Below are 21,740 nucleotides of genomic sequence, written 5' to 3'. Positions count from 1 at the left end.
ACCGGGTTTCGAGGCTCAGGCGCAGAGCGCCTTCGCACCTCAACCACCGCGGGGGTCGGGGAACGGTGGTTGAGGTGTGAGGGCCGCCAGGCCCGAGCCTCGAAACCACCCCATCCAGCACACCCGACCGTGGTCCCGGCCGCCTTCACACTCACCGGGTTTCGAGGCTCAGGCGCAGAGCGCCTTCGCACCTCAACCACCGCGGGGGTCGGGGAACGGTGGTTGAGGTGTGAGGGCCGCCAGGCCCGAGCCTCGAAACCACCACCCTCAGGCGGACGAGCCGACCGGCCCGACCGAGCACGAGTCGCGCCAGCGCCGGTCGCGCACCGACGCACGCCGGTCCAGGCGAGCGTCGAGCACGTCGCGGGCCTCGTCCAGTCGGCCGGCGCGCACCAGCGCGGCGATCCGGGCCTCCTGGACGATCTCCCGCTGCGCGTCGGAGCCACCGAGTCGCCACACCTGCGCCTGGAGCGCCCCGAGACGGTCGGCCGCGGCCGAGCAGTGCCCGTCGGCCATCGACCGGAAGGCTCGGGCCAGGGGAGCGACCACCTCGCGCTGGGTGGGGTGCTCATGGGCCGCCGCCCACCGTTCCAGGCCGAGCAGTGCCGGCCGGTCGTCGAGGGCGAGGTGCACGACGGCGGCGTGCAGGGCGAGGAACGGCGTCGTCGGTCGGTGCAGCGTGGCCTCGGACGTCACCGCGACGACCCGCCGCAGGTCCGGTACGTCGTGGGCGCCCGGGGTGAGCGCCCAGCGGAAGAGCAGGGAGCCCGAGTCGACCAGTGCGCGACACCCGGTCGCGTCCTCGGGCCGCAGTTGGGCGTCGTAGCGGCGCCGTACGGCGTCGAGGTCCCCGAGTGAGAGCTCGTGCAGTGCGGCGTGCCAGGAGAAGTGACTGAGGCTGTCGGTGCCGGCCCCGGCGCCGGTGACCCAGCCGTCCATCCAGGCCAGCCCGGCGTGGTGGTCGCCGGTCTCGTAGTGCGCGTGCGCCCGCGCGTGGGCCGAGTGCCCGGCGCTCGGCTCGACGAGCAGCGACCGGCACGCGAGCTCCATCGCCTCGTCGAAGCGACCCTGCTCCTGGCGCACGAAGGCGAGCAGCCCGGCATACCACCAGTCGTCGCCGTACGCCGGGGCCGCCTGCTCCACGATCGCCCAAGCCTCGGCGGGCACCTCGGTCACCCCGGCGAACGCGATCGTCGGCACGGCGGTCGCGAGCAGGACGGCGTCGCCGGGATACGACGCCAGGTGCCGGACGATCGGCCGGCCGTCGCCGCGCAGATGGGCGGCGACGGCGTGCACGTGGCTGCGCTCGCGCTCGGTCGCGCGGGGCGCGAGGGTGAGCGCGTCGGCGATCCGCGCCCCGACGTCGACGGCGGCGCACATCTCGTGGCCGAGCAGGGCGAGGGTCGCGTGCCCGAGCGCGAACGTCGGGTCGAGCGCGATGGCGGCGGCGACCGACCGCTCGGCGCCCCCGCGGAGCCGGAGCAGGTCCTCGGTCCCGCGGCGATAGACGGCGGCCGCCTCGGGGGAGCAGGTGAGCAGCTGGTCGTTCCGGTCCCGACATCGCATGAAAGTAGAGTAAAGCACTCTAATTAAACTCCGCGGCTGTCGGGCCGTGCGTCGCGGCGCCTGGGTGATGGTTCGGTGGTTTCGAGGCTCACAGCCTCGAGACCCGGTGAGTCCGGAGACGGTGCCGGGCTGTCGGGGCCGGGCTGTCGGTGCCGGACCGTAGGGTTGGGACGTGCCTCCAGCTCCGTCTCCGCGTTCGGTCCGAGGCCCGCTGTCGTATCGCCCGGAGCCCGGCTCGATCCCGACCCAACCGGGCGTCTACCGGTTCCGCGACCCCCGCGGCCGGGTCGTCTACGTCGGCAAGGCGAAGAACCTCCGCGCGCGGCTCTCGTCGTACTTCCAGGACGTCGGCAACCTGCATCCGCGCACCGCCACGATGGTGACGACCGCCGCGAGCGTCGAGTGGACGGTGGTGAAGACCGAGGTCGAGGCGCTCCAGTTGGAGTACTCCTGGATCAAGGAGTTCGACCCGCGGTTCAACGTGAAGTACCGCGACGACAAGTCCTACCCCTGGCTCGCCGTCACCATCGGGGAGGAGTTCCCCCGGGTGATGGTCGGCCGTGGGGCCAAGCGCAAAGGCACCCGCTACTTCGGGCCCTACAGCCACGCCTGGGCGATCCGCGAGACCGTCGACCTGCTGCTGCGGGTGTTCCCGATGCGCTCGTGCAGCAACGGCGTCTTCAAGCGCTCCAGCCAGATCGGCCGGCCCTGCCTGCTCGGCTACATCGACAAGTGCTCGGCGCCCTGCGTCGGCAACGTGACGGCCGAGCAGCACCGCGAGATCGTCGACGACTTCTGCGACTTCATGGCCGGGCAGACCACGGCGTTCGTCCGCCGCATCGAGAAGGAGATGTACGCCGCGAGCGACGCGCTCGACTTCGAGAAGGCCGCGCGCCTGCGTGACGACCTGGGCGCGCTGAACAAGGCGCTCGAGAAGCAGGCGGTCGTCCTCGGCGACGGCACCGACGCCGACGTGATCGCCCTCGCCGAGGACCCCCTCGAGGTGGCCGTGCAGATCTTCTACGTGCGCGGCGGGCGGATCCGCGGCCAGCGCGGCTGGGTCGCCGATCGGGTCGACGAGGGCGACACCGCGAAGCTCGTCGACGACTTCGTGCTGCAGCTGTACGCCGGCGCCGGGCCCGACGAGATCCCACGCGAGATCCTGGTACCGGCGCTGCCGCTCGACGTCGCGACGTACGAAGCGCTGCTGGGCGACCTGCGCGGCTCGAAGGTCGCGATCCGGGTGCCGCAGCGCGGCGACAAGCGAGCCCTCCAGGAGACCGTGGCGCAGAACGCCGCCCAGGCGCTCGTGCTCCACAAGACCAAGCGCGCCAGCGACCTGACCACCCGCAACCGGGCGCTGGAGGAGATCCAGGAGGCACTCGCGCTCGACGAGGTGCCGCTGCGCATCGAGTGCTACGACGTCTCCCACCTCCAGGGCTCCGAGATCGTCGCCTCCATGGTCGTCTTCGAGGACGGACTGCCGCGCAAGAGCGAGTACCGCCGCTTCCTGATCAAGGGCCAGGACGGCTCCGACGACGTCCGGGCCATGCACGAGGTCGTCACGCGTCGTTTCCGGCGGCTGCTCGACGAGGGTTTCGAGACGCCTTCGCTCGTCCCTCACGAAGGCTCCTCAACCACCGCCTCTGGGGCCATGGACGACCCGGCCACACCGATGCTGGTCGACCCCGAGACGGGCCGGCCCCGCAAGTTCGCCTACGCCCCGGGTCTGGTGGTGGTCGACGGCGGCGCGCCGCAGGTCGCGGCCGCCCAGCGGGCGCTCTCCGAGCTGGGGATCGTCGACATCCCCGTCTGCGGGCTGGCCAAGCGGCTGGAGGAGGTCTGGCTGCCCGGCCAGGAGGACCCGGTGATCCTGGCCCGCTCCAGCGAGGGGCTCTACCTGCTGCAGCGGATCCGCGACGAGGCGCACCGGTTCGCGATCACCCACCACCGGTCCCGCCGCTCGAAGTCGATGGTGGAGAGCCTGCTCGACGGCGTGCCGGGGCTGGGGGAGGTGCGTCGCAAGACGCTGCTCAAGCACTTCGGGTCGCTGAAGAAGCTGCGCGCCGCCACCGTCGAGGAGATCGCGATGGTGCCCGGCGTCGGCCCGCGCACCGCAACCGCGATCAAGGAGGCGGTGGCGCAGGAGACCCGCCAGACTGGCCCCACCATCGTCAGCGTCAACACGGCGACCGGCGAGATCGAGGAGGGCTGAGGCATGACGGAGGTCAGGTCCGAGGGCGGGTCCGAGGGCGGGTCCGAGGGCAGGTCGGACGGCGTGACTGCGGAGCTCGCCGACCGGCACGGCGAGCTCGTGGTGGTGACCGGCATGACCGGCGCCGGCCGGAGCACGGCGGCCAAGGAGCTCGAGGACCTCGGCTACTACGTGGTCGACAACATGCCGCCGAGCCTGCTGCGCGACGTCGTACGCCTCGTCGACGAGAGCCGTGGCGTCGCCCAGCCGGTCGCGGTCGTCGTCGACGTCCGCTCCGGCTCGTTCTTCCAGTCCCTGCAGACCAACCTCGCCCAGGGGGCGACCAGCCGGCACGCGACGCTGGTGTTCCTGGAGGCCTCCGACGACGTGCTGGTACGCCGCCAGGAGGCCGCCCGGCGCCCGCACCCGCTGCAGGGCACGGGCCGGCTCCTCGACGGCCTGCGGCGCGAGCGCGAGGTGCTCGCCGAGCTGCGCAGCGACGCCGACCTGGTCATCGACACCACGGCGCTCAACGTGCACCAGCTGACCGACCGGATCGCCGAGGCGTTCGGCACCCCCGACACGATGCGATTGAAGGTCACGGTCACCAGCTTCGGCTTCAAGTACGGCATCCCGGTGGACGCCGACTTCGTGGCCGACATGCGCTTCCTGCCCAACCCGCACTGGATCCCCGAGCTGCGGCCCGGCACCGGCAAGGATGCCGAGGTCGCCGAGTTCGTGATGTCGCAGCCGGGGGCCGCGGAGTTCCTCGACGGCTACCTCGCCGTGCTCGAGCGGGTCGCCGAGGGCTACCTGCGCGAGGGCAAGCGGTTCATGACGATCGCCATCGGGTGCACCGGCGGCAAGCACCGCAGCGTCGCCGTGGCCGAGGAGATCGCCCGGCGGATGTCCGAGGCCGGCTACAAGACCCGTGCCACCCACCGCGACCTGGGACGGGAGTGAGGTCCGGGGTGCCGGCATCGGCCGACCGGGCCCAGGCGGTGGTGGCCTTCGGAGGCGGGCACGGCCTGTCGGCCTCGCTCCAGGCGCTGCGGCTGCTGGTCGCCGATCTGGTGGTCGACGACCTGACGGCGGTCGTCACGGTCGCCGACAATGGCGGCTCCTCCGGGCGGCTGCGCGGTGAGTTCGGCGTCCTGCCGCCGGGCGACCTGCGGATGGCGCTGGCCGCGCTCTGCGGCGAGCACCAGTGGGGCGACACCTGGGCGCGGGTGCTCCAGCACCGGTTCGCCGGTCACGGCGAGATGAACGGGCACGTCATCGGCAACCTGCTGATCGTCGGACTCTGGGAGCAGCTCGGCGATCCGGTCGCCGCGCTCGACTGGGTGGGCAGGCTGCTCGGCACCACCGGCCGGGTGCTGCCGATGGCGCTCACGCCGCTCGACATCGCAGCCGACGTGCGCGGGCTCGACCCGGACGAGCCCGGTCGGCTGACCACCGTCCGCGGCCAGGTGCAGGTCGCCACCACCGACGGCGTGATCTCCGCGATCTCCCTCGACCCGCCGAACCCGCGGCCGTGCCCGGAGGCGATCGCCGCCGTGCATGCCGCCGACTGGCTGGTGCTCGGCCCGGGGTCGTGGTTCACCTCGGTGATCCCGCACCTGATGGTGCCCCGGCTGCGCGACGCGATCGTCGGCAGCGACGCCCGGGTGATCGTCACGCTCAACCTCGCCGAGCAGGCGGGGGAGACCCACGGCTTCGAGGCGGCCGACCACCTGGCCGTGCTCGTCGAGCACGCTCCGCAGCTCCGGGTGCACACGGTCCTGGCGGACGCCCGACAGGTCGGGTCGGGGCTGGCCGACCTCGAGCACGTGGTCCGCGCGACCGGTGCGCGACTGGTGCTCGACGACGTCGCGCTCGACGACGGCTCGCCCCGGCACGACCCGGTGAAGCTGGCGGCGGCGTACACCCGGATCCTGGGCGGAGCCTGACTCCGAGGCACGTTGACGCGCGTGGCAGGATCGGCGTTATGGCGATGACGGCACAGGTCAAGGCGGAGCTGTCGAGCACCCAGGTGACGAAGACCTGCTGCCGCAAGGCCGAGGTGGCCTCGATGCTCCGCTTCGCCGGCGGGCTGCACATCGTCAGCGGCAAGATCGTCGTCGAGGCGGAGTTCGACACGGGCGCCGCCGCGCGTCGGCTGCGCACGAACATCGCCGAGGTCTACGGCCACCAGTCCGACGTCGTGATGGTGCAGGGCAACGGCATCCGGAAGGGCAGCCGCTACATCGTGCGGGTCGTCAAGGACGGCGAGGCGCTGGCCCGCCAGACCGGTCTGCTCGACCAGCGCGGCCGGCCCGTGCGCGGGCTGCCGCCCGCGGTGGTGTCGGGTGGCGGCTGCGACGCCGTCGCGGCCTGGCGCGGCGCCTTCCTCGCGCACGGCTCGCTCACCGAGCCGGGCCGGTCGTCGTCACTGGAGGTGACCTGCCCCGGGCCCGAGGCGGCGCTCGCGCTGGTGGGGGTCTCGCGTCGACTCGGGATCCACGCGAAGGCTCGCGAGGTGCGCGGCGTCGACCGCGTGGTGATCCGCGACGGCGACGCGATCGGGCAGCTGCTCACCCGGCTGGGCGCCCACGAGTCGCTGATGGCCTGGGAGGAGCGCCGGATGCGCCGCGAGGTGCGCGCGACGGCCAACCGGCTCGCGAACTTCGACGACGCCAACCTGCGCCGCTCGGCGCGCGCGGCGGTGGCCGCCGGCGCCCGCGTGGGCCGGGCCATGGAGATCCTCGGCGACGACGTGCCCGACCACCTGCGGATGGCCGGCGAGCTGCGCCTCGAGCACAAGCAGGCCTCGCTGGAGGAGCTCGGCCAGCTCCACGACCCGGTGCTGACCAAGGACGCGATCGCGGGCCGGATCCGCCGTCTTCTCGCGATGGCCGACAAGCGGGCCGAGGAGCTCGGCGTCCCCGACACGGAGGCCTCGCTGACGCCGGAGATGCTCGTCGAGGATGGCTGAGCAGCCGCGTGCTAGCACGCGGCGTGGGCGAAGGCAGATTGAGCGAGCCCCGCGGCCGGGGAACGAGGTCGCGACGGGCGCGTCGAAATCGAGCCCTCGTCGCGGGGTGAGGCTCGCCGGAGGACTCGAGGCTCGCTCCGCTCGCACCTCAACCACCGCCGGGCGGTTCGTTACCACGGCGTACGCCGGACGCGACCTGGGTCGCGCGCGCCTCAGCCGATAGGGTCGGAGCGTCCCATCGCACCAGACGACCGACAAGCAGGAGCACGCAGTGACTGTTCGAGTAGGTATCAACGGGTTCGGCCGGATCGGCCGCAACTTCTTCCGCGCCGTCCGTGCCTCCGGCCTGGACATCGAGATCGTCGCCGTCAACGACCTGACGGACAACAAGTCCCTGGCGCCCCTGCTCAAGTTCGACTCGATCCTGGGCCGCCTCGACGCCGACGTGTCGGCCACCGAGGACGAGATCAGGGTCGGCGACCAGGTCGTGAAGACCTTCGCGGAGCGCGACCCCGCCAACCTCAAGTGGGCCGACCTCGGCGTCGACGTCGTCGTCGAGTCGACCGGCTTCTTCACCGACGCCACGAAGGCCCGCGCCCACGTCGACAACGGCGGCGCCAAGAAGGTCATCATCTCCGCGCCGGCCTCCAACGAGGACGTCACCGTGGTCATGGGCGTCAACCACACGTCGTACGACCCCGCCGCCCACACCGTCATCTCCAACGCGTCGTGCACGACCAACTGCCTCGCGCCGATGGCGAAGGCGCTGCACGAGGGTCTGGGCATCAACAAGGGCCTGATGACGACGATCCACGCCTACACCGCGGACCAGAACCTCCAGGACAACATCCACAAGGACCCCCGCCGGGCCCGTGCCGCCGCGCTCAACATGGTGCCTACCTCGACCGGTGCCGCGAAGGCGATCGGTCTGGTGCTGCCCGAGCTCAAGGGCAAGCTCGACGGCTACGCCATGCGCGTGCCGGTCCCGACCGGCTCCGCGACCGACCTGTCCTTCGAGGCCGCGCGCGAGACCTCCGTCGAGGAGGTCAACGAGATCGTCAAGGCGGCGGCCGACGGCAAGATCCTCAAGTACTCCACCGACCCGCTGGTCTCGACCGACATCGTCACCGACCCGGCGTCCTGCATCTTCGACGCGCCGCTGACCAAGGTGATCGGCAACCAGGTCAAGGTGCTCGGCTGGTACGACAACGAGTGGGGCTACTCCAACCGCCTCGCCGACCTCATCGCCTACGTCGGAGAGACCCTCTGACGATGGGGGAGTACGCCGGCCTCGGAGACGTGGCTGGGAAGCGCGTCCTCGTCCGCTCCGACCTGAACGTTCCGCTCGACGGAACAACGATCACCGACGACGGCCGGATCCGGGCGAGCGTGCCGACCATCCGGGAGCTGGCCGAGGCCGGCGCCCGGGTAGTCGTGACCGCCCACCTCGGCCGCCCGAAGGGCGCCCCCGAGGAGCGGTACTCGCTGCGCCCGGTGGCCGCCCGGCTCGGCGAGTTGCTCGGGCGGCCGGTGGCCTTCGCGACCGACACCGTCGGCGACAGCGCCCGCGAGACCGTCGCCGGCCTGGCCGACGGTCAGGTCGCCCTGCTGGAGAACGTCCGGTTCAACCCGGGGGAGACCAGCAAGGACGACGCCGAGCGGGGCGCGTTCGCCGATCGGCTCGCGGAGCTGGCCGACGCCTTCGTCTCCGACGGCTTCGGCGTCGTGCACCGCAAGCAGGCCTCGGTGTACGACGTGGCGCAGCGGTTGCCGCACGCGATGGGCCAGCTGGTGTCGACCGAGATCGGCGTGCTGCGCCGGCTCACCGAGGAGCCCGAGCGTCCGTACGTCGTGGTGCTCGGTGGCTCGAAGGTCTCCGACAAGCTCGGCGTGATCGACAACCTGCTCGGCAAAGCCGACCGGCTGCTGATCGGCGGCGGCATGGTGTTCACCTTCCTGCGGGCCCAGGGCCACGAGGTCGGCAAGAGCCTCCTCGAGGAGGACCAGCTCGACACCTGCCGGGCCTACCTGCAGCGGGCCCAGGAGTCCGGCGTCGAGATCCTGCTGCCCACCGACATCGTGGTCGACACCGAGTTCCCGGCGGGTGAGCGGACCCCGGAGCCGCGCGTCGTTCCGGCCGCGGAGATCCCCGCCGACACCCTCGGCCTCGACATCGGGCCCGACTCCGCGGCGGCGTTCGCCGCGGCCCTCGCCGACGCGCGCACGGTCTTCTGGAACGGCCCCATGGGCGTCTTCGAGGTCGCCGCCTTCGCGGCCGGCACCCGGGCCGTCGCGGAGGCGCTCACGAAGATCGACGGCCTGTCCGTCGTGGGTGGCGGCGACTCCGCGGCCGCCGTCCGCACGCTCGGCTTCGACGAGGCCGCGTTCGGCCACATCTCGACCGGCGGTGGCGCCAGCCTCGAGTACCTCGAGGGCAAGGAGCTGCCCGGCATCCAGGTCCTGGAGGACTGAACCGATGGTGAACTCTGCGAAGTCCAAGGGACGCACCCCGCTGATGGCGGGGAACTGGAAGATGAACCTGAACCACCAGGAGGCGATCGTCCTGGTGCAGAAGCTCGCGGTCACGCTCTCCGACAAGAAGCACGACTTCAGCCGGGTCGAGGTCGTCGTGGTGCCGCCGTTCACCGACCTGCGGTCGGTGCAGACGCTCGTCGACGGCGACCGCCTGCAGATCCGGTACGGCGCGCAGGACGTGTCGACCCACGAGGCAGGCGCCTACACCGGCGAGATCTCGGCGGCGATGCTCGCCAAGCTCGGCTGCTCGTACGTCGTGGTCGGTCACAGCGAGCGCCGTGAGTACCACGCGGAGGGCGACGAGGTCGTCAACGCCAAGGCACACCGCGCCCTGGCGACCGGCATGACGCCGATCGTGTGCGTCGGCGAGGGCCTCGACGTCCGGCAGGCAGGGGCGCACGTCGCGCACTGCCTCGCGCAGGTGGACGGCTCGCTCGCCGGCTTCTCGGCCGAGCAGGTCGGTGGTCTGGTCGTCGCCTACGAGCCGGTCTGGGCGATCGGCACCGGCGAGGTGGCGACGCCCGAGGACGCGCAGGAGGTCTGCGCGGCGATCCGCGGGCGGATCCGCGAGGTCCACGGCGACGGTGCGGCCGACGGCGTACGCATCCTCTACGGCGGCTCGGTGAAGGCGGCGAACGTGGCCGGCATCATGGCGCAGCGCGATGTCGACGGCTGCCTGGTGGGCGGTGCGAGCCTTCAGGCGGACGAGTTCGGGGGCATCTGCCGCTTCTACGACATGCCGGTCCTGTGATCGCGCCGAACCTGACGTAGGCTGTGCGACCGTGGAACTGATCTTCACCATCGTGCTCATGATCGCCAGCGGGCTGCTCATCCTGCTGGTGCTGCTTCACAAGGGCCGCGGTGGCGGACTCTCTGACATGTTCGGCGGTGGCGTCTCGAGCTCGCTGGGCGGCTCGTCGGTTGCGGAGCGCAACCTCGACCGCCTGACGGTCGGCATCGGCATCATCTGGTTCGCCTGCGTGATCGCCCTCGGGCTCTTGCTGGCGTACTGACACACAGGTTCAGAGCGGTCTCGAAGGACTCGAAGGGGAAACGTCGGTGGCTGGTGGAGGAAACGCGATTCGCGGGAGCCGGGTCGGCGCTGGTCCGATGGGCGAGGCGGAGCGCGGTGAGGCGGCTCCGCGGCAGACGGTGACGTACTTCTGCGCCCGCGAGCACCGCTCGGTGGTGCCGTTCTCGACCGAGGCGCAGGTGCCCGAGTCCTGGGACTGCCCCAAGTGCGGGCTGCCAGCCAGCCTCGACTCCGACAACCCGCCCCCGGCGCCGAAGATCGAGCCGTACAAGACCCACCTCGCCTACGTGAAGGAGCGTCGCTCCGACAAGGAGGCCGAGGACATCCTCGACGAGGCCCTCGAGCTGCTGCGCACCCGTCGCAAGGCCGGCGAGATCATCTTTTAGCGCCCCTGGTCCGAGCTTGCGAGGACCAGGACCCAGGCGCAAGGTCGAGGAGCCGCGCGAGCGAGGAACGAGCTCGCGACCGGCGTCTCGAGACCAGAGGATCCAGCGGCAGGCTCGAGCCGCACGAGCGGCGCCTTGAGTTCACAGGTTCCAGCCGCAGGGTCGAGGAGCCACGCGACCGGCGTCTCGAGACCAGAGCACCCGGCGGCGCTGAGCAGCAAGCGCCAGGGCGACTCATGCCCGGGTGGCGAGCAGCGTCGCCAGGTAGACCAGGTAGGCGCCGACGAAGAGCGCACCCTCGATCCGGCTGAGGCCGCGTCTGGTCCAGAACACCGGTACGCACGCGAGCGTTGCGCCGACCATGAGCAGGAGGTCGCCGGCCAGGACGTCGTCGGGCACCGGGACCGCCGTGGGCGCCGCGAGCACGGTGGGGCCGAGGACGAGCGCGACGTTGAAGACGTTCGAGCCCATCAGGTTGCCGATGGCGAGCGCCCGCTCGCCGCGGACCGCCGAGACGACCGCGGTGACCAGCTCCGGCGCGGAGGTCCCGACGGCCACGACCGTCAGTCCGATCACCGCGTCGCTGACGCCGAGGCGCTGCGCGATGTCCACCGCGCCGTCGACGAGGAGCTCGGCGCCGAGCACGATGGCCGCCAGGCCCGCGAGGAGGACGACGACCGTCACCGGCGCGCGCACGTCACGATGGCTCTTCGGTGCCGCGGCGCGCGCACCACGGGTCGAGAGCAGGATCGACGCGAGGTAGACCGCGCCGAAGGCCGTCAGCCAGAGCCCGTCCGCCGCCGACAGCGCACCGTCACGGGCCAGCACGAAGAGCAGCACCGCGGCGAGCGCTCCGGCGGGCAGGTCGTGGCGCAGCGTGCGTGCCTCGAAGCGGATGGGCGCGAGCAGGGCGGCCAGGCCGAGCACCAGGAGCGTGTTGACGAGGTTCGTGCCCACGATGTTGCCGACCGCGAGCTCTCCGGCACCGTCGCGCACGGCGCTGAGGCCGATCGCCAGCTCCGGGAGACTGGTCCCGAGCGAGACCACGGTGAGGCCGACGACGAGCGGCGGCACGCCCAGCCGTGACGCGAGGTCGGACCCGCCGCGCACGACGCCCTCGGCGCCGACCACGAGCAGCACCAGGCCGGCCAGGAGGAGCCCGGCGCTCACCCCGCGGCCCGGTCAGCCACTGCGCTCCGACGGCCGGCGACCGCGCCGTTCGGCGCCGGCCATCGACCCGGGCACAGCCTGCTCATGACGTCCTCCTGCCGTCATCGTGCCGCAGGTGGGTGGGCGCCACCACCCTCCACGTCGGTCCGGGCGCGAGACGTTCAGGCGCGCAGCTCGGCGAGCAGCCCGGCCACCTCCGCGCGGAGCAGCTCGGCCATCGCGGCCAGGCCCTGGGAGCCCCCGTCGACCCGGTCCCGCCCGTCGACCGCGACGGTGACGGCGTCGACCATCGGGCTCATGTCGGCCACGGTCGACTCGACGCTCGCCATGGCGGTGCTGCTCGCGCCCGCGACGTCCTGCATGGCCTCCACCTGGCTGGTGATCCGGCCGGTGGACTGGGCGGTCGAGTCGGCAAGCGTCTTCACCTCGGTCGCCACGACCGCGAAGCCCCGTCCGGCCTCGCCGGCGCGGGCGGCCTCGATGGTGGCGTTGAGCGCCAGCAGGCGGGTCTGCTTCGCGATCTCGGAGATCACCCGCACGACCTCGTGGATCTGCTGGGCCGCCCCGGTCGCCTCGCGTACGGCGGCGCCCGCCTGCTCGGCCTCGGCCCCGGCCCGCCGGGCGGAGTCCGCGAGGCTCGCCGAGGTGGTGCTGAGCTCCGCGGCGACCGCGGCCACCTGCTCGGCGACGGCGCCGACCGTGAGCTCGAGCCGCTCGGCCAGCTCGGTGCGCCGGGCGGCCGTGGCGTCGAGGTCGGCCTGGGTGCGGGCCATCGCGGCGGTGGCCCGGTTGATGGTCTCGGCACCGGAACGGAAGACGCCGGTGGTCCCGGTGACCAGGAAGCGCCGGTAGAAGCGGCCCTCGGCCGCCGCCTGCAGTGACGCGGCGGACTCGCGCACGTAGGCGTCGGTGCGGTCGAGCAGGCCGTTGACCGCCAGCCGGAGGGCGGCGACCTCGGGCAGTTCGTCGGTGCCCGGCAGGGGGCAGACCCGGGCCTCGAGGTCGCCGTCGGCCGCAGCGGTGCAGACCCGCAGCAGCTCGTGGATCGCGTCGGCGTACGCCGCCGGGACGGCAGCGGGCGTGCGGTCGGGGCGGCGGATCATGCCGCCTCCGCCGCGTTGGTGAGCTCCCACACGTAGCGCTCGTAGGTCGTGCCCTGCTCGGCGAGGACCCGGTCGAGCCGGGCGCTGCCGGCGTTCGCGGCGTCGACCGCCCGCCGATGGTGCGCCTCCTCGGCGAGCAGCCGTTGGTACAGCGGTCGCACCCGGGCGATCGCGCCGGCGGCGGGGCGACGGCGGTTGGAGTGGTAGCCGACGATCCGGCCGTGGGCGTCTCGGGACGGCGTGACGTGGGCGAGCACCCAGTAGTGGGCGCCGTCGGCGGCGAGGTTCACGACGTATGCGAAGAGCTCCCGGTCCTGCTGGACGCTGTCCCACAGCAGCTTGAACACCGCCCGGGGCATCTCCGGGTGCCGGATCACGCTGTGCGGCTGTCCGATCACGTCGGTCTCGTCGAGGGCCGAGATGCGGCAGAAGACGTCGTTGGCGTAGGTGATCCTGCCCTTCAGGTCGGTCTTGGTCACGATGACGTCGTCTGATCGGAGCTCGCGCTCGATTCCAGACGGGTGGATTCCTGAAATCACACCCCTGTGATCGGCCACCGGCCGGTGGACGTTACCCAAACCGCCGACGGGTCGGATTGCTCACAGCGCCGAGGCGGCCTCGCGGTCGAGGAACCAGACCGTCTCCTCGCGACCCGCTACACCGGCGGCCGGGATCTCGTGCACGTCGGCGCCCCCGAGGGCGGCGGCGACCGCGCGCGCCTTGCCGGAGCCGCTCACCAGGAACCACACCGATCGAGCGCGGTTCAGCGCCGGCAGGGTGAGGCTGATCCGCTCCGGGGGCGGCTTGGGCGAGCCGGTGACGCCGACCGCGATCGCGTCGGCGTCGAGCTGCGGGAAGCCGGGGAAGAGCGAGGCGATGTGACCGTCGGGGCCGATGCCGAGCATCACGATGTCGAACTCGCCGCTGCCGTGCCGGCGCAGCGCGTCGGCGTACGCCGCGGCGCCGGCGTCGACGTCGCTGGCGTCGGCCGTCGACGGCATCTCGTGGACCTGCGTCGCGCCCACGGCGTCGAGGAAGGCGGCGCGGGCCTGGCCGCTGTTGCGGTCAGGGGAGTCGGGGGCGACGAAGCGCTCGTCACCCCACCAGACCACGACCCGGCCCCAGTCGACCTCCGAGCCGGGCGTGAGCCGCGCGATCTCGCGATGGATCTGGTCGGCGATCGTGCCGCCGGTGAGCGCGATCCGGGGGACGCCCCCGGCGTCCTGGGCGTCGGCGAGGCGACTGAGCAGCTCGCCGGCCACGGCGGTGGCCAGGGCCGGGCCGTCCTCGTGCACCTCGACCAGGGGTTCAGGGGTCACCTCGAGGCCTCCATCCTCAGCAGCCGCTTCGTGGTCTCCGCGTAGACGTCATCCTCGTCGAGCCGGCGCAGCTCCTCGGCCAGCAGCTCCGGCAGCTCGCGCCGCTTGAGGGCGACGGGGCGGTCGGGGCGGTCCGGCGACGAGAACGTCGCCAGCCTGCCGTCGGGGCGCGAGATCCGGATCGGGCCCTCGCGGGTCTCGAGCACGACCTCGGTGATGCCGGGCCCGGAGGAGCTCGTGCGGGTGACGTCGACCTTGAGGCGGTCGGCCAGCCAGGCCGCCAGGAGGTCGGCACTGGGGCTGATCCGCTCCGCGGTGACCGATGCCCGGGTCACCTTGAGCGGCTGCTGGTCGAGCGCTGCGGCCAGCAGCGCCCGCCAGGGGGTGATCCGGGTCCAGGCCAGGTCGGTGTTGCCGACCGTGTAGGCCTCGCACTGGCGGTAGATCGCCTTGGTCTTGCCGCGCACGGCGGCCGCGGCGTCGGTGATGCGGCGCTGGGCCAGCCGGCCCAGCGGGTCGCCGGCGGGGTCGGCGGGTGGGTGGCTGGGCCACCACACGGCGACGGGGGAGTCGGGCAGCAGCAGCGGCAGCACCACGGACTCGGGGTGCTTGACGACCTCACCCTTGAGCCGGATCAGCGCCGTCTCGCCGGTCCAGCCCGACCCGGTGCCGACCTGGGCGCCGATCTCGGCGGCGCCGCGGGCGTCACCGAGGATGACGCCGAGCACCCGGGCCGGGTGCTCGTGCGAGGCCGCCCGGGCGGCGCGCATGGCACCCTCCGCGTCGTCCTCCGCGACGACGATGACCAGCGTCATCACCATGCCCATCGCGGGGCTGCCGGCGCGCACGCGGGCCCGCCGGAGCTCGGCCGCGATCTCGGCCGAGTTCGTGTTCGTCAGCTCGATCATCTCGGGGTCCCCTCGAAAGTGTGGAGCGGAGGGCGTCGGGGTCCCCGCGGGATCGTGCGCCGGGGGAGCGTAGCGGAGGAGGCCGCGATCTCGTGGGGTGAAGCGTTGCGGGGGAGCTCCGCAGTTTCGTGGGGTGAGGTCATGCTCAGGGCCTCCTCCAGACGCGTCCGTCGCGGGCCAGCATCGCGTCGGCGGAGGCGGGGCCCCAGCCGCCCGACTCGTACGGCTCGGGCCGGCCCTTGCCCTTCTCGTCCTGCGCGGCCCAGTGGTCGAGGATCGGGTCGAGGATCTGCCACGAGAGCTCGACCTCCTCGTGCCGGGGGAAGAGCGGCGGATCGCCGAGGAGTACGTCGAGGATCAGCCGCTCGTAGGCCTCCGGGGAGGACTCGGTGAAGGCGCCGCCGTAGACGAAGTCCATGTTCACGTCGCGGATCTCCATCTGCGTGCCCGGCACCTTCGAGCCGAACCGCAGCGTGACGCCCTCGTCGGGCTGGATCCGGATCACCAGGGCGTTCTGCCCGAGCTCCTCGATCGAGGAGTCCGCGAAGGGCAGGTGCGGTGCCCGCTTGAAGACGATCGCGACCTCGGTGACGCGGCGGCCGAGCCGCTTGCCGGTGCGCAGGTAGAACGGCACGCCGGCCCAGCGCCGGGTCTCGACGTTGAGGGTCACCGCGGCGTACGTCTCGGTGGTCGAGGTGCGCTTGATGCCCTCCTCCTCGAGGAAGCCGGGCACCTTGACGCCACCGGCCCAGCCCGCGGCGTACTGACCTCGCGCGGTCGTCAGGTCGAGCCGGCGGGGGAGCGTCACGCTGGAGAGCACCTTCTGCTTCTCGATCCGCAGCGACCGGGCGTCGAACGAGGTCGGCTCCTCCATCGCGACCAGGCTGAGCAGCTGGAGCAGGTGGTTCTGGATCACGTCGCGGGCGGCGCCGATGCCGTCGTAGTAGCCGGCCCGGCCGCCGATGCCGATGTCCTCGGCCATCGTGATCTGCACGTGGTCGACGTAGTTGGAGTTCCAGATCGGCTCGAACATCTCGTTCGCGAAGCGCATCGCGAGGATGTTCTGCACGGTCTCCTTGCCGAGGTAGTGGTCGATCCGGAAGATCGAGTCGCTCGGGAAGACCTCGCCCAGGATGCCCTGGAGCTGGCGGGCCGACTCCAGGTCGTGGCCGAAGGGCTTCTCGATCACCACCCGGCGCCAGGAGCCCTCGCTGGCCCGCGCGAGGCCGTGCTCCTTGAGCTGCCCGACGACGTCACCGAAGAACCCCGGCGGGATCGCCAGGTAGAACGCGTGGTTGCCGCCGGTGCCGCGCAGCTCGTCGAGCTCCTCGATCGTGCGGCGCAGCCGGTCGAAGGCCTGGTCGTCGTCGAAGTTGCCCGGCACGAACCGGAAGCCCTCGGCGAGCTGCTGCCAGACCTCCTCGCGGAAGTCCGTGCGCGCGTGGGCCTTCACCGAGTCGTGCACGATCTGGGCGAAGTCCTGGTCGGCCCAGTCGCGCCGGGCGAACCCGGTGAGGCTGAAGCCGGGCGGCAGCAGGCCCCGGTTGGCGAGGTCGTAGATCGCCGGCATGATCTTCTTGCGCGACAGGTCGCCGGTGACCCCGAAGAGCACCATCCCGCTCGGGCCGGCGATGCGAGGGAGTCGTCGGTCACGGGGGTCGCGCAGCGGGTTGTCGCTCACGAGCGGTGCCTCCGGTAGTAGTCGATCAGCGCCCGCGTCGAGGCGTCCTGGGCGGCGGCCACCTCGACGTCACCGGCCACGGCCGGGGCGATCTGCTGAGCGAGCTGCTTGCCGAGCTCGACGCCCCACTGGTCGAAGGAGTCGATGCCCCAGACCGTGCCCTCGGTGAAGGTGATGTGCTCGTAGAGCGCGACCAGCTGGCCCAGCACCGATGGCGTCAGCGCCGGCGCCATGATCGAGGCGGTCGGGCGGTTGCCGGGGAAGACCCGGGCCGGGACGATCGCCTCCGCCGTGCCTTCGGCGCGCACCTCGTCGGCGGTCTTGCCGAAGGCCAGCGCCCGGGTCTGGGCGAAGAAGTTGGCCAGGAAGACCTCGTGCACGTCGGTGCGCTGCCCGTCGTGGGCGTCGACCAGCGGGTACGCCGGGTTGGCGAACGCGATGAAGTCTGCGGGGATCAGCCGGGTGCCCTGGTGGATCAGCTGGTAGAACGCGTGCTGGCCGTTGGTGCCCGGCTCGCCCCAGAACACCTCGCCGGTGTCGGTCGTGACGGCGATGCCGTCCCAGCGCACGCTCTTGCCGTTGGACTCCATCGTGAGCTGCTGCAGGTAGGCCGGAAACCGGTGCAGCAGCTGGGAGTAGGGGAGCACGGCGTGGGTCTGCGCGCCGAGGAAGTTGGTGTACCAGACGTTGAGCAGGCCCATCAGGACCGGCACGTTCCGCGCCAGGTCGGCGGTGCGGAAGTGCTCGTCCATCGCATGGAAGCCGGCGAGGAACTCCGCGAACCGCACCGGCCCGATCGCGATCACCAACGACGTGCCGATGGCGGAGTCGACGGAGTAGCGGCCGCCGACCCAGTCCCAGAAGCCGAACGCGTTCTCGGGGTCGATCCCGAAGTCGGCGACCTTGTCGAGCGCGGTCGAGACGGCCACGAAGTGCCGCGCGACGGCGTCGGTCGGGTCGGTGTCGGGCAGGCCGTCGAGCAGCCAGGATCGGCACAGGCGGGCGTTGGTCAGCGTCTCGAGGGTCCCGAACGTCTTGCTGGCGACGATGAACAGCGTGGTCGCCGGATCGAGTCCGGCGAGGGTGGTGGCTGCGTCGGTCGGGTCGATGTTGCTGATGAACCGGCACTCGAGGCCCTCCTGGCGGTACGCCGCGAGCGCCTCGTAGGCCATCACCGGACCGAGGTCGGAGCCACCGATGCCGATGTTGACGACCGTGCGGATCCGTTCGCCGGTGACGCCCGTCCACTCGCCCGACCGGACCCGGTCGGCGAACTCGTAGACCCGACGCAGCACGTCGTGCACGTCGCGCACCACGTCCTGACCGCCGACGCCGGGCCGGTCGCCGGGCGCGGCGTCGGCCGGCAGCCGGAGCGCGGTGTGCAGGACGGCACGGTCCTCGGTGACGTTGATGTGCTCGCCCCGGAACATCGCGTCGCGCCGTGCCTCGAGCCCGACCTCGCCCGCCAGCGCCAGGAGCGCGGCGAGGACGACGTCGTCGACGAGCGCCTTGGAGAGGTCGACGTGGAGGTCGGCCGCGTCGAAGGTGAGCCGCCCGACCCGGTCGGGATCGTCGGCGAACCAGCGGCGCAGGTCGGGCTCGAAGCCGGACGCGATCTTCGTCAGCCGCGACCAAGCCTCCGTCGTCGTCGGATCGACCGGGTCGGCGGCCGCGTTCATACCGAGGCGGCCTTGTCCATCTGGCCCTTCACGGTCTCGACCAGCTCGTCCCAGGACTTCTTGAACTTGTCGACGCCTTCGGTCTCGAGCACCACCAGCACGTCGTCGAAGTCGATGCCGGCGGCGGCCAGCTGGTCGAAGATCGTCTGCGCCGCCCCAGCCCGCCCGGTGACCTGGTCGCCCTCGAGCGCACCGTGGTCGGCGAAGGCGTCGAGGGTCTTCTCCGGCATCGTGTTGACCGTGTCGGCGACCACGAGGTCGGTGACGTAGAGGGTGTCGGGGTAGTCGGGGTTCTTGACCCCGGTCGAGGCCCACAGCGGGCGCTGCGGGTTCGCGCCCGCCTCCGCCAGCAGCCGCCACCGGTCGGAGGCGATCACCTCCTCGAAGGCGGCGTACGCCAGCCGGGCGTTGGCGACCGCGGCCCTGCCGCGCAGCGCGAGCGCCTCGTCGGTCCCGATCTTCTCGAGCCGGGCGTCGACCTCGGTGTCGACCCGGGAGACGAAGAACGACGCCACCGACTGGATCCGGCTCAGGTCGAGACCCGCGTCGCGTGCCTGCTCGAGCCCGGTGAGGTAGGCGTCCATCACCTCGCGGTAGCGCCCGATGCCGAAGATCAGCGTGACGTTGACGCTGATGCCCTGGGCGATCGCGGCGGTGATGGCGGGCAGCCCCTCCCGGGTCGCCGGGATCTTGATGAGCGCGTTGCGCCGGTCGACCGCGGTCCAGAGCGCGCGCGCCGAGGCGATCGTGCCCTCGGTGTCGTTGGCGAGCGCCGGCTCGACCTCGATCGAGACCCGGCCGTCGGCGGCGGTGCTGTCGGCGACCGGCGCGAGGATGTCGCAGGCGTTGCGCACGTCCTCGGTGGTGAGCTCGAAGATCACCCGGTCGACCGGCTCGCCCTTGTCGACGAGCTGGGCGACCTGCTCGTCGTAGCGCTCACCGTTGGCGATCGCGGCGGCGAAGATCGTCGGGTTCGTGGTGACGCCGACGACGGACTTGTCCTTGACGAGACCGGCGAGATTGCCGGTCTCGATGCGCTCGCGGGACAGGTCGTCGAGCCAGATCGACACCCCCGCGTCCGACAGAGCCTTCAGGCGGTCATTCATCGTTTTCCTCTCTGGATCGCAGACGATGGGGGTCGAACGCGGCTAGGCGGTGACCGCCGCGATCGAGTCGTGGGCGGCGGCGACGACCGCGTCGGTCGTGACGCCGTACTCCTGGAAGATCCGCGCGAAGTCCGCGGACGCGCCGTAGGTCTCGATGGAGATGATCCGCCCGTGGTCGCCGACCACCTCGCGCCAGCCCTGGGCGATGCCGGCCTCGACGGAGACCCGGGCCTTCACGGTCGGGGGGATCACGGTCTCGCGGTAGGACTCCTCCTGCGCGTCGAACCACTCCCGGCACGGCATCGACACGACGCGGGCGCCGATGCCCTGCTCGGCGAGCAGGGCCCGCGCCTCGACGGCGAGCTGCACCTCGGAGCCGGTGCCGATCAGCACGACGTCGGGCAGGCCGCCCAGCGGGGTGTCCTGGAGCACGTACGCGCCGCGGTGGACGTTGCTGGTGTCGGAGAAGCCGTCGGTGCCCCGCGGGAAGACCGGGACGTTCTGCCGGGTCAGCGCGATGCCCGTGGGCCGGGAGGTGTTCTCGATCGCGGCCTTCCAGACGGCGGCCGTCTCGTTGGCGTCGGCCGGGCGGGCGACGTCGAGGCCCGGGATCGCGCGCAGCGCGGCGAGGTGCTCGATCGGCTGGTGGGTGGGGCCGTCCTCGCCCAGGCCGATCGAGTCGTGGGTCCAGACGTAGGTGACCGGCAGCCCCATCAGCGCGGCGAGCCGGACCGCCGGGCGCATGTAGTCGGAGAACTGCAGGAACGTGCCGCCGAAGACCCGGGTGCCGCCGTGCAGCGCGATGCCGTTCATGATCGCGCCCATCGCGTGCTCGCGGATGCCGAAGTGCAGCACCCGGCCGGTGTACGGGTCGCCCTCGAACATCTTGCTGGAGCGGTCCTTCGGGATGAAGGACAGCGCGCCCTCGATCGTGGTGTTGTTCGACTCCGCGAGATCGGCCGAGCCGCCCCACAGCTCGGGGATCACGGCGGCCATCGCGTTGATGACCGCGCCGGACGCCTTGCGGGTCGCCATGCCCTTCGGGTCGGCGTCGAACGTCGGCAGCGAGTCGGCCCAGCCCTCGGGCAGGGCGCGCGTCTGCAGCCGCTCGAAGAGCGCGACGTCGGCCGACGGCTTCGTGGTCCAGTGCTGGAACTGCTTGTTCCACTCCTCCTGGGCCTGCTGGCCGCGGACAACCGCCCGGCGGGTGTGCTCGATCACGTCGGCCGACACCTCGAAGGTCTGCGCCGGGTCGAAGCCGAGCACCTCCTTGGTGGCCTGCACCTCGGTCTCACCGAGGGCGGAGCCATGCGCCTTGCCGGTGCCCTGGGCGTTGGGCGCGGGCCAGGCGATGATCGTGCGCAGCACGATGAAGCTGGGCCGGTCGGTGACGGCCTCGGCCGCCTGGATCGCGTCCCAGAGGGCCTGCACGTCCTCCCGGTAGCCGCGGCCGTCGTGGGTCCAGTCGACGGTCTGGACGTGCCAGCCGTAGGCCTCGTAGCGGGCCGCGGTGTCCTCGGAGAGGGCGATGTTGGTGTCGTCCTCGATCGAGATCTTGTTGTCGTCGTAGATCAGCGTGAGGTTGCCGAGCTGCTGGGTGCCGGCGAGCGAGGAGGCCTCGCCGCTCACGCCCTCCTCGATGTCGCCGTCGGAGCAGATCGCGTAGATGTGGTGGTCGAACGGCGACTCGCCGGGCGCGGCGTTCGGGTCGAGCAGGCCGCGCTCCTTGCGGGCGGCCATCGCCATGCCGACGGCGTTCGCGACGCCCTGCCCGAGCGGGCCGGTCGTGGTCTCGACACCGGCCGTGTGGCCGTACTCGGGGTGCCCCGGGGTCTTGCTGCCCCAGGTGCGCAGTGCCTTGATGTCGTCGAGCTCGAGGCCCCACCCACCCAGGTAGAGCTGGAGGTACAGGGTGAGCGAGGAGTGCCCCGCCGAGAGCACGAACCGATCCCGGCCCGGCCAGTGCGGGTCGGCGGGGTTGTGCCGCATCACCTTCTGGAAGAGCAGGTAGGCCGCGGGAGCCAGGCTCATCGCGGTGCCGGGATGGCCGTTGCCGACCTTCTGCACCGCGTCCATGGCGAGGACT

19 protein-coding genes are annotated in these 21,740 nt (G+C 72.0%); 9 read left to right on the top strand and 10 right to left on the bottom strand.

Going from position 1 to position 21,740, the window contains the following annotated elements; genetic code table 11:
• Positions 1-267: 267 nt before the first annotated feature.
• The gene (locus KM427_RS13940) at positions 268-1,566 is read right to left on the bottom strand and encodes a tetratricopeptide repeat protein (RefSeq protein ID WP_215524245.1); all 1,299 of its coding nucleotides are present in this window, start codon (positions 1,564-1,566) and stop codon (positions 268-270) included.
• Between the two features lie 172 nt (positions 1,567-1,738).
• Between KM427_RS13940 and uvrC the strand changes: the two genes are divergently transcribed.
• The 9 genes from uvrC (at position 1,739) to KM427_RS13895 (ending at position 10,688) form a co-directional block, all read left to right on the top strand.
• A complete protein-coding gene (uvrC, locus tag KM427_RS13935; protein WP_215524244.1) occupies positions 1,739-3,781 on the top strand; it encodes an excinuclease ABC subunit UvrC in 2,043 nt (680 codons plus the stop codon).
• A 114-nt stretch (positions 3,782-3,895) separates the two neighbouring features.
• Positions 3,896-4,723 (top strand): RNase adapter RapZ, encoded by an 828-nt coding sequence (gene rapZ / locus KM427_RS13930; RefSeq protein ID WP_246391439.1) that lies wholly within the window; start codon positions 3,896-3,898, stop codon positions 4,721-4,723.
• Positions 4,724-4,731: 8 nt separating this feature from the next.
• Entirely contained in the window at positions 4,732-5,709 is a 978-nt protein-coding gene (locus KM427_RS13925; protein ID WP_215524242.1) for a gluconeogenesis factor YvcK family protein, read from the top strand.
• A gap of 38 nt (positions 5,710-5,747) precedes the next feature.
• Positions 5,748-6,734 (top strand): DNA-binding protein WhiA, encoded by a 987-nt coding sequence (whiA, locus tag KM427_RS13920; protein WP_183594530.1) that lies wholly within the window; start codon positions 5,748-5,750, stop codon positions 6,732-6,734.
• 271 nt (positions 6,735-7,005) lie between these two features.
• Positions 7,006-8,004 carry a type I glyceraldehyde-3-phosphate dehydrogenase gene (gene gap / locus KM427_RS13915; RefSeq protein WP_183594532.1) on the top strand — a complete coding sequence of 333 codons (999 nt, stop codon included), beginning with the start codon at positions 7,006-7,008 and terminating at the stop codon, positions 8,002-8,004.
• A gap of 2 nt (positions 8,005-8,006) precedes the next feature.
• Positions 8,007-9,206 (top strand): phosphoglycerate kinase, encoded by a 1,200-nt coding sequence (locus KM427_RS13910; RefSeq protein ID WP_215524241.1) that lies wholly within the window; start codon positions 8,007-8,009, stop codon positions 9,204-9,206.
• Positions 9,207-9,210: 4 nt separating this feature from the next.
• Entirely contained in the window at positions 9,211-10,020 is an 810-nt protein-coding gene (tpiA, locus tag KM427_RS13905) for a triose-phosphate isomerase (RefSeq protein WP_252274480.1), read from the top strand.
• Positions 10,021-10,051: 31 nt separating this feature from the next.
• The gene (gene secG, locus KM427_RS13900) at positions 10,052-10,282 is read left to right on the top strand and encodes a preprotein translocase subunit SecG (protein ID WP_215524240.1); all 231 of its coding nucleotides are present in this window, start codon (positions 10,052-10,054) and stop codon (positions 10,280-10,282) included.
• A 97-nt stretch (positions 10,283-10,379) separates the two neighbouring features.
• The gene (locus KM427_RS13895) at positions 10,380-10,688 is read left to right on the top strand and encodes an RNA polymerase-binding protein RbpA (protein ID WP_221200099.1); all 309 of its coding nucleotides are present in this window, start codon (positions 10,380-10,382) and stop codon (positions 10,686-10,688) included.
• A gap of 234 nt (positions 10,689-10,922) precedes the next feature.
• On the opposite strand, the gene KM427_RS13890 is transcribed toward KM427_RS13895, so the two are convergent.
• From KM427_RS13890 to tkt, 9 genes are all read right to left on the bottom strand, one after another.
• Positions 10,923-11,858, bottom strand: a complete 936-nt coding sequence (locus tag KM427_RS13890) for a calcium/sodium antiporter (protein WP_215524239.1) — start codon at positions 11,856-11,858, stop codon at positions 10,923-10,925.
• 161 nt (positions 11,859-12,019) lie between these two features.
• Positions 12,020-12,961, bottom strand: a complete 942-nt coding sequence (locus KM427_RS25730; protein ID WP_215524238.1) for a methyl-accepting chemotaxis protein — start codon at positions 12,959-12,961, stop codon at positions 12,020-12,022.
• Complete coding sequence (locus tag KM427_RS13880; RefSeq protein WP_215524237.1) at positions 12,958-13,440, bottom strand: PAS domain-containing protein; 483 nt, start codon at positions 13,438-13,440, stop codon at positions 12,958-12,960. Before KM427_RS13880 ends, KM427_RS25730 begins: the two co-directional genes overlap by 4 nt.
• A gap of 120 nt (positions 13,441-13,560) precedes the next feature.
• Positions 13,561-14,280 carry a 6-phosphogluconolactonase gene (gene pgl / locus KM427_RS13875; RefSeq protein WP_215524236.1) on the bottom strand — a complete coding sequence of 240 codons (720 nt, stop codon included), beginning with the start codon at positions 14,278-14,280 and terminating at the stop codon, positions 13,561-13,563.
• On the bottom strand, positions 14,277-15,188 hold the full coding sequence (locus KM427_RS13870; protein ID WP_215524235.1) for a glucose-6-phosphate dehydrogenase assembly protein OpcA: 912 nt from the start codon (positions 15,186-15,188) through the stop codon (positions 14,277-14,279). Before KM427_RS13870 ends, pgl begins: the two co-directional genes overlap by 4 nt.
• Before the next feature lie 145 nt (positions 15,189-15,333).
• Positions 15,334-16,869, bottom strand: coding sequence for a glucose-6-phosphate dehydrogenase (gene zwf / locus KM427_RS13865; protein WP_215524234.1), 1,536 nt, complete (start codon positions 16,867-16,869; stop codon positions 15,334-15,336).
• The gene (gene pgi, locus KM427_RS13860) at positions 16,866-18,548 is read right to left on the bottom strand and encodes a glucose-6-phosphate isomerase (protein ID WP_215524233.1); all 1,683 of its coding nucleotides are present in this window, start codon (positions 18,546-18,548) and stop codon (positions 16,866-16,868) included. The genes zwf and pgi overlap by 4 nt, the downstream gene beginning before the upstream one ends.
• On the bottom strand, positions 18,545-19,654 hold the full coding sequence (tal, locus tag KM427_RS13855; RefSeq protein WP_183594549.1) for a transaldolase: 1,110 nt from the start codon (positions 19,652-19,654) through the stop codon (positions 18,545-18,547). The genes pgi and tal overlap by 4 nt, the downstream gene beginning before the upstream one ends.
• Before the next feature lie 42 nt (positions 19,655-19,696).
• Complete coding sequence (tkt, locus tag KM427_RS13850) at positions 19,697-21,730, bottom strand: transketolase (protein WP_252275405.1); 2,034 nt, start codon at positions 21,728-21,730, stop codon at positions 19,697-19,699.
• Positions 21,731-21,740: the final 10 nt, after the last annotated feature.

The sequence above is a fragment of the Nocardioides sp. LMS-CY genome (assembly GCF_018732145.1).
GTDB lineage: Bacteria > Actinomycetota > Actinomycetes > Propionibacteriales > Nocardioidaceae > Nocardioides > Nocardioides soli.
Note: the sequence above shows the minus strand (reverse complement) of the source record. Positions and strands in the feature narration are given on the sequence as shown.